This is a genomic window from endosymbiont of Ridgeia piscesae, assembly GCF_001443665.1.
In the GTDB taxonomy this organism is placed as follows: Bacteria; Pseudomonadota; Gammaproteobacteria; order Chromatiales; family Chromatiaceae; genus Endoriftia; species Endoriftia persephonae.
Genome location: NZ_KQ557161.1, coordinates 1 through 11,225, shown reverse-complemented (window position 1 = coordinate 11,225; position 11,225 = coordinate 1). Strand labels below are relative to the sequence as shown.

At 59.0% G+C, this 11,225-nt stretch carries 12 protein-coding genes; all 12 read right to left on the bottom strand.

What is annotated here, in order from left to right; translation table 11 throughout:
- Positions 1-90: 90 nt before the first annotated feature.
- The 12 genes from Ga0074115_RS14930 to Ga0074115_RS14880 all read right to left on the bottom strand — a co-directional run bounded on the left by Ga0074115_RS14930 (position 91) and on the right by Ga0074115_RS14880 (position 10,993).
- Entirely contained in the window at positions 91-1,980 is a 1,890-nt protein-coding gene (locus Ga0074115_RS14930) for a prepilin-type N-terminal cleavage/methylation domain-containing protein (protein ID WP_232433142.1), read from the bottom strand.
- A 303-nt stretch (positions 1,981-2,283) separates the two neighbouring features.
- The gene (rsfS, locus tag Ga0074115_RS14925; protein WP_057956917.1) at positions 2,284-2,643 is read right to left on the bottom strand and encodes a ribosome silencing factor; all 360 of its coding nucleotides are present in this window, start codon (positions 2,641-2,643) and stop codon (positions 2,284-2,286) included.
- Positions 2,644-2,702: 59 nt separating this feature from the next.
- Positions 2,703-3,335 (bottom strand): nicotinate-nucleotide adenylyltransferase, encoded by a 633-nt coding sequence (gene nadD, locus Ga0074115_RS14920; RefSeq protein WP_057956916.1) that lies wholly within the window; start codon positions 3,333-3,335, stop codon positions 2,703-2,705.
- A gap of 9 nt (positions 3,336-3,344) precedes the next feature.
- On the bottom strand, positions 3,345-4,616 hold the full coding sequence (locus Ga0074115_RS14915) for a glutamate-5-semialdehyde dehydrogenase (protein ID WP_057956915.1): 1,272 nt from the start codon (positions 4,614-4,616) through the stop codon (positions 3,345-3,347).
- Between the two features lie 30 nt (positions 4,617-4,646).
- Positions 4,647-4,985: a hypothetical protein gene (locus tag Ga0074115_RS16965; RefSeq protein ID WP_232433141.1), complete on the bottom strand. Its 339-nt coding sequence runs from the start codon at positions 4,983-4,985 to the stop codon at positions 4,647-4,649.
- A gap of 13 nt (positions 4,986-4,998) precedes the next feature.
- Positions 4,999-5,940, bottom strand: a complete 942-nt coding sequence (locus tag Ga0074115_RS16960; protein WP_232433140.1) for a P-loop NTPase fold protein — start codon at positions 5,938-5,940, stop codon at positions 4,999-5,001.
- Between the two features lie 97 nt (positions 5,941-6,037).
- Entirely contained in the window at positions 6,038-7,873 is a 1,836-nt protein-coding gene (locus Ga0074115_RS14905) for a nitric oxide reductase activation protein NorD (protein WP_060528676.1), read from the bottom strand.
- Positions 7,874-7,895: 22 nt separating this feature from the next.
- Positions 7,896-8,849, bottom strand: coding sequence for a 4Fe-4S binding protein (locus Ga0074115_RS14900; protein ID WP_232433139.1), 954 nt, complete (start codon positions 8,847-8,849; stop codon positions 7,896-7,898).
- A gap of 83 nt (positions 8,850-8,932) precedes the next feature.
- On the bottom strand, positions 8,933-9,337 hold the full coding sequence (locus tag Ga0074115_RS14895; RefSeq protein WP_057956913.1) for a hypothetical protein: 405 nt from the start codon (positions 9,335-9,337) through the stop codon (positions 8,933-8,935).
- Positions 9,327-10,109 carry a CbbQ/NirQ/NorQ/GpvN family protein gene (locus tag Ga0074115_RS14890; protein ID WP_057956912.1) on the bottom strand — a complete coding sequence of 261 codons (783 nt, stop codon included), beginning with the start codon at positions 10,107-10,109 and terminating at the stop codon, positions 9,327-9,329. The genes Ga0074115_RS14895 and Ga0074115_RS14890 overlap by 11 nt, the downstream gene beginning before the upstream one ends.
- A 16-nt stretch (positions 10,110-10,125) precedes the next feature.
- Positions 10,126-10,398: a cytochrome C oxidase subunit IV family protein gene (locus Ga0074115_RS14885; RefSeq protein ID WP_005961373.1), complete on the bottom strand. Its 273-nt coding sequence runs from the start codon at positions 10,396-10,398 to the stop codon at positions 10,126-10,128.
- A 7-nt stretch (positions 10,399-10,405) separates the two neighbouring features.
- Positions 10,406-10,993, bottom strand: coding sequence for a cytochrome c oxidase subunit 3 family protein (locus Ga0074115_RS14880; protein WP_006475581.1), 588 nt, complete (start codon positions 10,991-10,993; stop codon positions 10,406-10,408).
- Between the last annotated feature and the right edge of the window lie 232 nt (positions 10,994-11,225).

The following is an 11,225-nucleotide window of genomic DNA, read 5'->3' as shown; positions in this document are numbered from 1 at the left end:
CGCCTCCACTACATCTTTCCTTTTCTGATCACGCTGTTCTTTTATCGTAGCCATGGAAAGCAGTATACACTGCCAATACTTTCGGAACGATTAATAGTCAAAGAAGAGATGGTGCCAGCCCGTCTGCGGCAGCGCATTTGGCGCCATCAATTCCGCGTCGGTACTGGAGAAGCTGATCAGTGGACGGCCGTTGCGCAGGCCGATATTGAGGCAACGGTTCACCGCCACCGCATCACACTGGTAGAAGAGGCTACGCTCACCGTCGCCCATCTCATTCAGGTTGACCCAGACGGCAAAGGTGAAGCTGGTATTGTTGAGCGGCACATAGGGCAGCAGCAGGGAGTCTCCGGCATTGAAGTAGCCAGCCCGGTTGACCTTACCCGCACCGACCGTCACCGCCATCCCCTCGGCCTGCCCCGAGTAGAGCCCCTGGGGATCGGAGTCCTGCACCTCGCCGCGGCTGCCATCCCAGAGACACTCATCGAAACGCCACTCCGCCAACAGATCGGTGGTATAGGGGCCAACCGCGCCACTCGGGGTAACCTCCAGGCTATAGGTGCCTTCGATCACCTTGTTGTTGGGGCAGGCCTTGTCAGTGGCCTCCACCGAGAACAGATAGTTGCCCGAGGCGGAGGAGGCGGTCTTCTTCAGGGTGCCCTGATCCTCGCCGGTGGAGAAGATCTCGAAGTTGTCGGCCCCAGCCCCGACCCAGTTGATCGCCCAGTTGAAGTCATCACCGTTCGGATCGCCGATGCGCGGCCCAATCACCTGAAACGGTTGACTGAAGGTGAGATATTGGGCAATGAAGTCGGGCAGCAGGGTGCCACCGGAGTGGGCCGGCACGATATTCAGATCCCCGGTATCGACCCGCAGGGCGAAACTGCGGCTGGCGGTCTTGGTGGCATCGAACTGGTCGGTGGCGGTCACGCTCACCTGATAGTCGCCATCGCAGACCTCGGTAACCCCGGTCAGCTTGCCATCCCAGTAGTTGAGCGACAGACCCGGAATCGCCGGGGTGATCGAATCGAGCGCCCAGTAGTATTGGCCGGAGCCGCCGGTGGCGATGAACTGGTGGATATACTCGCCCCCCAGCACCCCATGATTCATCGCCCGGGTACTGATCTGGATATCCTCCGACGGCGGTCCATTCGGACACTCGCCCAGTCCGTAGCAGTCCTGATCGTAGCAATCGACCAGGCCATCGCCATCATTATCCTGGCCATCGCTGCAGAGCAGCAGGGTGTTCTCCTGGGCCCCGCCCGCATTCAGCAGGCATTGGCGACCGCTGAGGGTGGCGAAGGAGACGGCACGCACCGTATCGTCGTAACTATCGGTATGGATCTTGTTAGGCGCGGCAAAGTGGAGTGGATCCACGTCCCCGTTGAGATTGTCAAAGAAGCTGCCACTGCCATCCTTGTCATGCACACCACCGCTGACTATCACGAAGGCGAGATTGGTATCACTGTTCGGAAGCAGCGTATCGGTGAGATCCGACTGGGTGGTATAGAGGGCCGCAGGGTCGTGAATGCCATCCTTGAGCTGACTACCGGCTCGTTTCAGATCGGCGCAGATATCACCCCGATCGGTCAGATCCACGTTGAAATTAGGATCGGCGCTGGCGAATACCGCATATCGGACCGGGTTGCCCCAAACATCGTTGCCAGAACTCAGGCCCAGGCTGAGATAGGGCAAGGTGCCGACATAACTGGTGCAGTTGCCCGCCACACCGCCATCGGGGATCACCTCATCGGTGGCATCACCATCCCCATTGGTATCGGGACAGGGAAACTGGCTCGCCGCCACCATGTAACCCTCCAGCGCCAGCTCCATGCGCTGCATGATCGCCTCATTATTGCGCTGCTTGGCAGACTGCACCAGCCCCGGCCAGAGGTTCACCGCAATCGAGAGAATCGCTCCGATAATGACGAGCACAATGCTCATCTCGACCAGCGTAAATCCGGGGTGCTTTTTGATCATCATTTTGCGCAGACTTTGGGCTAGGATTGCTCGTCGGCCGACTATAAACCCAAACAAGTCAAGCACTTTGTGGCCCAGCCCACAGATTGCCACTCCCATGCGGGACGTTCTTCCCATTCTACACCGGGGTTAACGCAGCAGGATTAAAGTCAGTATTTGCTCACCTTGGACTGCAGGAATTTATTGGCACACCCCCAAGTCGGGATAGAAGCGGACAGTCCACTGCGCAGAGCCGAAGATTGCGGCAACGGGGAAAAGGTGGGATTGTGCACACACCGGCCTGGGCCGATCCATGCGAGAACAGAGTCAGGAATCCTGGGAGTGCTCGCTCAACGGCAGCGGGGTATCCATCGACCAGAGCCGCTCCAGATGGTAGAAGTCGCGCACCTTCGGCAGCATCACATGCACCACTACGCCGTTGAGATCAACCAGCGCCCACTCGCCGGCGTCCAGCCCCTCGCTGCCCAACGGAGTCTCGCCCACCTGCTTTGCCTTGAAGGCCACGGTCTGTGCAATCGATTTCACATGCCGGTCGGAGGTGCCGCTGGCCACGATCATGATGTCCGTGATGCTGGTCTTGCCGCGCACATCCAACACCACAATGTCATTTGCCTTCATATCGTCCAGGGCCTCGACGACCAGATCTCTGAGCTCTTCTACCTGCATATCTATCCTGTCAATCTGTTAACTAGTTTCGTAATACTACGCCAACGGCAACGATACGCTCAATTCCGATAGATCTGATGGCGTTCGATCAGCCTCAGCACCTCATCCGGCAAGAGGAAGCGAGGGCTCTCTCCCGCTCCGATCAGGTGACGAATCCCGGTAGAGGAGATCTCCAGTTGGGTGACGGGCAGGCGAATTACAGTGCCGCCCGGCGAGCGCCGCAGCGCCTCCGGCTCATCCACCAACCGGGAGGAGAGAAACGCCTGCAGCGCTGGATCCTCCGGCAATGCCTGACCTGGGCGGGTCATCACCACCAGATGGGCCAACTCCGCCACCAGCTCCGGCAGATGCCAGGAGAGAAAACCATTGAAGGCGTCGCTGCCCAGCAGCAGACAGATCGGCAGCTCATCCCCCAGTTCTCCCCGCAGCGAGAGCAGCGTATCGAGGGTATAGGAACGCCCCCCCCGCTGCAGTTCCCGGTCATCAGCGACAAACCCCAGCTCGCCCGCAATTGCCGCCTCCAGCATCGTCAGGCGCAGCGCTGCCGGCACCTCCGGCTGATCCCGATGCACCGCATTGGCAAGCGGGATAAAACGCAGCTCATCCAATCCCAGCGCCTGCTGCACATCCAGTGCGGTGCGCAGGTGGCCGTAGTGGATCGGGTCGAAGGTACCGCCCAGAACGCCGATCATCGCTGCGTGCTAGGTCCGGACATGGCCGTCGCCGAGCACGATAAACTTAACCGAGGTGAGCCCCTCCAGCCCCACCGGACCCCGCGCGTGGAACTTGTCAGTGGAGATGCCGATCTCCGCTCCCAGACCGTACTCAAAGCCATCGGCAAAACGGGTAGAGACGTTGACCATCACCGAACTGGAGTCCACCTCGGCCAGGAAACGCCGGGCCCGGGTGTAGTTTTCAGTAACGATAGCGTCGGTGTGCTGAGAGCCGTGGCGGTCGATATGATCGATGGCCTCATCCAGCCCGGCGACCACCTTGATGGAGAGGATCGGCCCCAGGTATTCGGTGTCCCAATCCTCATCGGTGGCAGCCACGGCGTTGTCGATCACTTCCAGGGTACGCGGGCAACCGCGCAGCTCCACCCCTTTCTCTTGTAGCGGCGCCGCCAGCATCAGCAACATCTCCTCGGCGATCCCCTCCGCCACCAGCAGGGTCTCCATAGTGTTGCAGGTGCCGTAGCGCTGGGTCTTTGCATTCATCGCCACGTCAAAGGCCTTGCTCACCTCCGCCTGATCGTCGATGTAGACGTGACAGATGCCGTGCAGGTGTTTGATCACCGGCACCCGAGCATCCCGGGAGATGCGTTCGATCAGCCCTTTGCCGCCCCGGGGGATGATGACATCGATGTGCTCAGGCATGGTGATCATGCTGCCCACAGCGGCCCGGTCGGTGGTGGCGAGCACCTGTACCGCATCCGCCGGCAGACCCGCCTTCTCCAGACCCCGGTGGATGCAGGCGGCGATGGCCTGGTTGGAGTGAAAGGCCTCGGTGCCGCCTCGCAGCACCGTGGCATTGCCCGACTTGAGGCAGAGCGCAGCAGCGTCGGCAGTGACGTTGGGGCGCGACTCGTAGATGATGCCGACAACCCCGAGCGGAACCCGCATCCGTCCCACCTGGATGCCGCTGGGGCGGTAGTTCATATCGAAGATCTCGCCGATAGGATCGGGCAGCGCGGCAATCTGGCGTAGCCCTTCGATCATCGAATCAATGCGCGCTGGGGTCAGCTCCAGGCGATCCAACAGCGCCGCATCTAGTCCCTTGGCGGCCCCCGCTTCCAGATCCTTCCTGTTCTCCACCATCAAGGCGTCTCGACTGGCATCCAGCTCGTCGGCAATGGCGTTGAGAGCGGCGTTCTTCTCAGCGGTGGAGGCGGCAGCCAAACGACGGGAGGCGGTTCGGGCTTTGCCACCCAGTTCATTCATATAGGCGGCAACATCGGTGATCTTGGTCATCATCGGTACTCTGCGAGAGGAAAGAGACAGATTCTACCAGAATGGGCAGTGGAGTTGGCCCACAGCTCCCGACTCGGTCAGCGGCTGGGCCCAACTTAATGGTGTCTCCGTCTGCTTCGCCTCTCTTTGACTCTCCACCACGATATGGGAGAAAGGTAACATGAAGGGCATCGTCTCCAGCTTCAGCATTTCGTAGTAAGACCGACGCGTCTCCTCCGCAACACCCTTCGCCATCTCTTCCATCAGTAGACAGTAGGTCTTGGGGTCGAGTTTTGCCCCCTGTATCTCCAGATCAGGGCCGAACAGGTACTTCTCTTCGCGCTTTTGCTCGATCATCTCCTGAACGTAGAGGTGTTCCAACCAGAAGAGCATCGTCAGATGCCGTTTATTCCACATCAAATCGATGGTGCCACGCTTGCCTGCGTCTAAGACGATAACTGTTTAAAAGTCGTTTCAGGCGGCGCGGATTGGAGATCTTCAGCCAGTCCGCCAGTTGCATGAACAGCTCACGCTCTTTTGTCGTTTCTCTGATCGCTTTACCGGCCAGCAACTGGGTTCGTTTCTTATCTTCCTTTGGCGCCTTGCCACCTTCCTCAGCCCCCGTCTCTTCAGGAACGACTTCACCTCCAGAGGGCTGCATTTCGTCCACCAATTTCTGTTGCGCTGGCACCGCCGAATCTCCCAGCAAACCCCCCGGTGCAACTTGCTGCCCGGGCTCAGCACCATGAGGCCCGGGCCTCACGGTTAGCTCACCGGATACGTCCGTTCCTGAAGATCTCTTCTTTTTATCCGATGACAGATCGGCATCCTGCAGCACCTCGACGATAAGATCTTTGAGGATATAGTTTTCGACATCCTCCTTCGCCGGATCGCTCAGGCAAACCGGCAGATGAAAAATCTTGCCAGGATAGTCCCGCGCGATGGCCTGGGCGGTACGCTGACTGCCCTTTTCCGCCAGTTCATAATAGTGTTGGGTTAACGCTGCCAGCGCCATACGTTCATCCACCGCAACGATCACCGCGACTCCAGGCACATCCATCACCAGCCGTAATGACTGAGGATGAGACGCTGACTGTCGCCACTGCGCGTGAGGCAGTACCCGCAGCGTAGGCAGCCGCTGATATCGCCCTTGCCGCAATATACTCGACCCCGCTGCCAGCTCTGCTACCTGCAGTTTCTGCTGCGCCTCAGAACCCCAGGATTCGAAAGTCCCCTGATTGGCGATCAAAGGAAGCACGCGCAATGCAGAACGCCCGGCATAGATGGTGAGCGCTTCGGGCGATAGTTGCGCCAGCCCCTCTTTGCTGGGCAATGGAGGTCCGGCCATGCTGTTTCCCCCTTTTACCTGACTGTCAGTCTGGTTCAGCCAGGAAGGGGTTACAAGAGAGCCGAGTGTCGCCTGGCAGCTGAAATCTCTGATCCGATCAGGCGGTCAATCTGGCATAGAGCAGCGGCAACTCTTTTGGCAGCTGCGAGGGTTTGTGGATCACCACATAGCTGCCGCTGCCGAACAGATGTGGCAGGTAGTCGTTGGCCTTGGTGTCGATGGTGACGCAAAAGGGTTGCAGCCCCAGCTCACGGGCCTCGCGGATCGCCTGGCGGGTATCCTCGATGCCGAAGCGCCCCTCGTACTTGTCCAGGTCATTGGGTTTGCCATCGGTGAGGATCAGCAGCAGACGGCGCTCCGAGGGCTGCGCCTTCAGCAGGTTGGTGGAGTGGCGGATCGCCGCGCCCATGCGCGTGTAGTAGCCGGGCTTGATGGCGTCGATACGACCACGGATCGCCGCATTGTAGTTCTCATCAAAGGTCTTCAGCTGATGGAAGCGGACCGGGTCGCGTTTGCGTGAGGAGAAGCCATAGATGCCGAAGCGGTCACCGGTAGCCGAGAGGCTCTCGGCGAACAGGAACAGGGCATCGCGGATCACATCGATCACCCGCCGGTGGTTATCGACCCAGGTGTCGGTAGAGAGCGACAGGTCAGCCAGCAGCAGGCAGGCGAGATCCCGCGAGCCGATGCGCAGATCGCGGTAGAGGCCATCGGCGCTGGCGGCATGGCCAATCATGCGATCGGTGGCAAAACGCAGGTAGGCATCGATATCGATCTCACTGCCCTCTTGCTGGTTTCGGTGCCAGACCCGCGCTGGGGCCAGCTGCTGGAACTGGGCACGCAGCCTTCGCGCAGTGCGGCGCAGATGATCCGGTAGCGGGACCGGCTCGGCATTGGCCGCCAGCATCGGCACTATCCGGCAGAGGTCGGGCAGCAGCCGTTGCTTTTTGAAGTCCCACTCCGGCAGCAGAACCCCCTCGCTGAGCACCAGGTCATCCTCTGAGGCGGCAGGCAGATCCAGATCGAAGCGCAGCTTGCTGGCGGAGGCCTTGGCATCCCGGCTGACGCTCAGCACGTCGATATCTTTTGCGGCATCGGCGGCGCTCTCCAGATCGTCATTCTCCTCGGAGCCGCGGTCGAGGTTGAGGAAATCCCCCCAGGTGAAGATGTTCTCCATGCGGATGGTGATCAACCCCCGATCCTTTGCTTCGGGTTTTTCGGCGCGCTCGGCTTGGCGGTTCTGCTCCTCCATCTGCTTGATCTCGCCCCGGCTACTACTGCCTGCCTCATCAGAATCATCGGAGGCACCGGCTGCGGCAACCACGGGGGGAAAGGGGTGGAGCCAGAGCGGCACAGGTTGCGGCGGGCGACGGCTCTGCGGCAGCTGTTCGACGCTGCCGGGTTCGCGCAACGCCTGACGGATAGCTGCCTCCTGGGCTGCCTCGGCTTTGAGCTGGCTGTCGGGCTGGATACGTTGTGCGAGGTGGGCCTCGACCAACCGTTGGTAACGTGGACACAGGCCAGGATAGTCGTTTAGGGCCTTGATCGTCAGGCGCTGATTCTTGCTGAACCAGGCCTCCTCGTCCTGGTGATCGCCCACCGCCAGGGCCGCCAGCCAGATGTAGAGATCCCGGTTCAGCTGGGGGGTGGGGAACAGATCGATCACCGCGGGCAGGCGCAGGTATTGCTCATCGCGCCAGGCTAGCTCGACCTTTTTGCTGTCACCGGCAATCCGATGCAGCAGGCTACGACGAGCACCGTGTTCGGTGGCGTGGGCGGCCTCCACCTGCAGGCCGCCGTCGCCACCCAGGGCACGAAACAGGATGCCAACGGTGGTGCCGACCTGCTCCAGGGTAACCGCCGCCTCCGGGTGGCTGGTGCGCGCCATGCGGGTGATCAAGCGGTGCCAGAGTTCGCCTACTTTCTCTTCCATGCCTATGGAGCCTCTGAACGAATCATGGAACTGGCTGGCTTTTCGGTTTTTGACTGGTGACAGGTCGTCCCGTAGCCACTGCGATTGCCGCCTCATCCTCCACCCACTGCAACAGGGTCTGGCGCGCGAAAGGCTTCTGTACCGTTTCACAAGCGGTTATGCACTGCGCGCACTCGGTACAGGTGAACATGCGCCGCTTGATGCTGCGTGGCTTGAGGCGCATCGGGCAGACATTGTCGCAGGCATTGTTGCATTCGCCACAGAGTTTGGCGCGGCTGCGATCGAAACCCACCACCATGCCACGGTTATTGGCCATCCAAGCGAGGCTCTGAAACACCCCCACTGCGCAACCAAATCGGCAAAAGAGGTGGCGGGCAAACATAAACTCGATGAACAGCAACCCGGTCCCCGCACCAATGAAACGTGCCTGATTGCCGGTCAGGCTGAAGTGGAACAAATTATGGTAGATCTCAAACGGCGGCAACAGATAGGTGAGAAAGCTGACCGCCCAAAGAAAGGCAAAAAATAATGCAGCCAGCCAGGTCAACGGCCAAAATCTTCTGTCCGGCTTCATGTAGAGGCCATTCGGCTGCAATTCCGGCTGTGGTGATTTCTCCCAAATGCTCTGCTTGCCACTGGCACGGAACATCAGCCGGTTGATCGTCTCCACCACCGAGAAGTGAGGACAGAGCCAACCGCAGTAGAGGCGACCAAAGCGCCAGGCAATCCAAATCAGCCCCCCTGCCGCCAGCGCGAGTGGGAGGAAACCACGAAGAAAGATGTTGGCAGCCGCCTCGGTACTGCTGATCTCCCCAGCAACCAGTTGGTCGATCCCCAAAGTCCAGGGCCGGCCGAAGAGGATGAAGTGGTTAAGGGTCAGATCGAAGCGAAACAGATCGAGGGGCGGCGCCAGGACAAACAGGAGGAAGAAACCGGCCTGAAAGAGATGGCGTTTGTGTTGCAGGGAGAGAGACATATGGGGTTTTGTGACTGTAACAAGCGAATACCCTAGTGATTTGCTATGGTATTCTGCGGTCAGGAACAATGACTTGATCTGGATCAATCCCAGCAACCAGGAGGCAGGGGACACCCCACCCACGGGAAACGAAAACATTGCCCGGCCATCGCCTTGGCCAGACCGAGCACGCCAAGCAGCACCAGCGTGGAGTGGCAAACGGTGAAGTATATGATCACCAACATCCAGGTATAGGTACCCTCATAACCGCCGAGCGCCAGGATCAGCAGGTTGACAAGGACCAGCAGCACGCCTGCCCAGAGGCTTGCAGCGAGGGTCTGTTGCAGATGGCAAACTGCCAATGGCGGTGCCCCCTGCATCTTTTTTCGGTAGAAATAGAGGAGCGCGATAAACGCCAGCCCCGGTGCAATCAGCAGATTTGCCAGATAGAGCGACTCGGCAACAATTGCAAATCCCTGACCAGGCGGTTCCTGGAGATCATCTGCCAAAGGTAACTTCCACCACTTCCATCAATGCGGCACTGGTCTCTTCATCATCGGTCAGCGGCTCCACCAAAGCAGCGCGGCAGGCCTCGAGCGGGTTGTACCCTCCCTTGATCAGGGTCGCGGTGTAGACCAGCAAGCGGGTCGAGGCGGCCTCTTCCAGGTCGTGATCCTTAAGCGAACGCAGCGCATTCGCGAGGATCACTAGGCGTCTGGCAAGGGTCTCATCGATGTCAGCCTCGCCGATCAGCACCTCCTGCTCCAGCTCAGCATTGGGAAAATCGAAGCTGGCAGCGAGAAAGCGCTGGCGGGTGCTCGGCTTCATCCCCTTCAACAGATTCTGATAGCCAGGGTTGTAGGAGACCACCAGCATAAACTCCGGCGGCGCATGCAGGGTCTCACCGGTACGCTCGATGGGCAGGATACGCCGGTCGTCGGTGAGAGGGTGCAGCACCACCGTGGTGTCCTTGCGCGCCTCCACCACTTCATCGAGATAGCAGATGGCTCCTTCTCTCACTGCCCGGGTCAGCGGACCGTCGCTCCAGAAGGTGCCGCTCTCGCCGATCAGATGGCGCCCGACCAGGTCGGCGGCAGTCAGATCGTCGTGGCAGGCCACCGTATAGACAGGGCGTCCCAGTTTTGCCGCCATGTAGTTAATAAAACGGGTCTTGCCGCAGCCGGTCGGACCTTTGATCAACATCGGCAGCTGATGTTTATAGGCGTGCTCGAACAGGGCGATCTCATTGCCCTGTGGCTTGTAGAAAGGCAGCTCAGTCAATGTGGGGCCTATTAGATTAAGAGAGGTAAAACGCGGTGCTGATCAACATACCGGGAATGAAGAGCCAGATAAAGACGGGCCAACGCCAGATCCCGCGGACGGAACCCAATCCCATGAAGTAGTGACCCACTAGCTGTCCCTTGATGAGGGCCAGAAAGAGCACCCCGAGAGCGACCTGTAAGCCACTAAAGCCCATCTGCCCGATCAGAAAGGTCACAAAGCTGAAGAACATCAAGAACAGATAGACCCAAGTGCAGGGACGAATACCCAGTTTTTTATTACTGCTCATAATCTTGTCACCGCATCACGTAAACGAGTGGAAAGAGGATCAGCCAGAGCAGATCCACCATATGCCAGTAGGAGGCGCCGGTCTCCACGCCAGTATGCTCCCCGGCGCTGTACTTGCCTTTGTGTGCCATCACCGCCACCGCTGACAGAATTACCATGCCCATGATGACATGCATGAAGTGGAAGAAGGTCAGGGAGAGATAGAACATATAGAAGGTGTTGGTACTAAGGGTGATGCCCTCACCGAAATGGTGGGCATACTCACCACCTTTCACTACCAGAAACACCACTCCCATCGACAATGCCGCCAGCAGCCAGCGAACACAGAGTTTGCTGCTGCCCTCGCGAATCGCACTGACGGCACGCACCACAAAATAGGAACTGGTGATCAGCGCCAGAGTATTTATCAATGCGGCCTGCCGATCCAGATGCTGTTGAAACTCGTTAAACAGCTCCACGTTGTTCATGCGAGTAAAGGCATAGGCGGCAAAAAAGACCGCGAATACCGATAGCTCCGCAAGGATGAAGATCCAAATCGCCAGGTCTCCCGGCGGATATCTCTTCGCCTGATCCAGGCTGTTTGCCACTGTCGTCATTGCTACTTCCATTAATCGATAAGCCCCACCATCAGGAGGGGATTGATTCATATAACCTACTCAATTGGTAAGAAAATATCAGAATGGTCCACGGGCCGCTTTGATAATAGTTAATTCTTGAATCAGTGCTTTTACGAGCATAAAAAAGGCCGGCACAAAGTGCCGGCCTTGAGCTGAGGCATTACGCCTCTCTGGGGGGATTCGCCTAATCAGTCGGCGACCACCGCCTCCG

Coding starts and splice junctions, on each gene's coding strand:
- Ga0074115_RS14900 (WP_232433139.1), bottom strand. CDS start 8,849: ATGTCTCTCTCCCTGCAACACAAACGCCATCTCTTTCAGGCCGGTTTC.
- Ga0074115_RS14915 (WP_057956915.1), bottom strand. CDS start 4,616: ATGATGACCAAGATCACCGATGTTGCCGCCTATATGAATGAACTGGGT.
- Ga0074115_RS14885 (WP_005961373.1), bottom strand. CDS start 10,398: ATGAGCAGTAATAAAAAACTGGGTATTCGTCCCTGCACTTGGGTCTAT.
- nadD (WP_057956916.1), bottom strand. CDS start 3,335: ATGATCGGCGTTCTGGGCGGTACCTTCGACCCGATCCACTACGGCCAC.
- Ga0074115_RS14880 (WP_006475581.1), bottom strand. CDS start 10,993: ATGACGACAGTGGCAAACAGCCTGGATCAGGCGAAGAGATATCCGCCG.
- Ga0074115_RS14930 (WP_232433142.1), bottom strand. CDS start 1,980: ATGATGATCAAAAAGCACCCCGGATTTACGCTGGTCGAGATGAGCATT.
- Ga0074115_RS16960 (WP_232433140.1), bottom strand. CDS start 5,940: ATGGCCGGACCTCCATTGCCCAGCAAAGAGGGGCTGGCGCAACTATCG.
- Ga0074115_RS16965 (WP_232433141.1), bottom strand. CDS start 4,985: ATGCTCTTCTGGTTGGAACACCTCTACGTTCAGGAGATGATCGAGCAA.
- rsfS (WP_057956917.1), bottom strand. CDS start 2,643: ATGCAGGTAGAAGAGCTCAGAGATCTGGTCGTCGAGGCCCTGGACGAT.
- Ga0074115_RS14905 (WP_060528676.1), bottom strand. CDS start 7,873: ATGGAAGAGAAAGTAGGCGAACTCTGGCACCGCTTGATCACCCGCATG.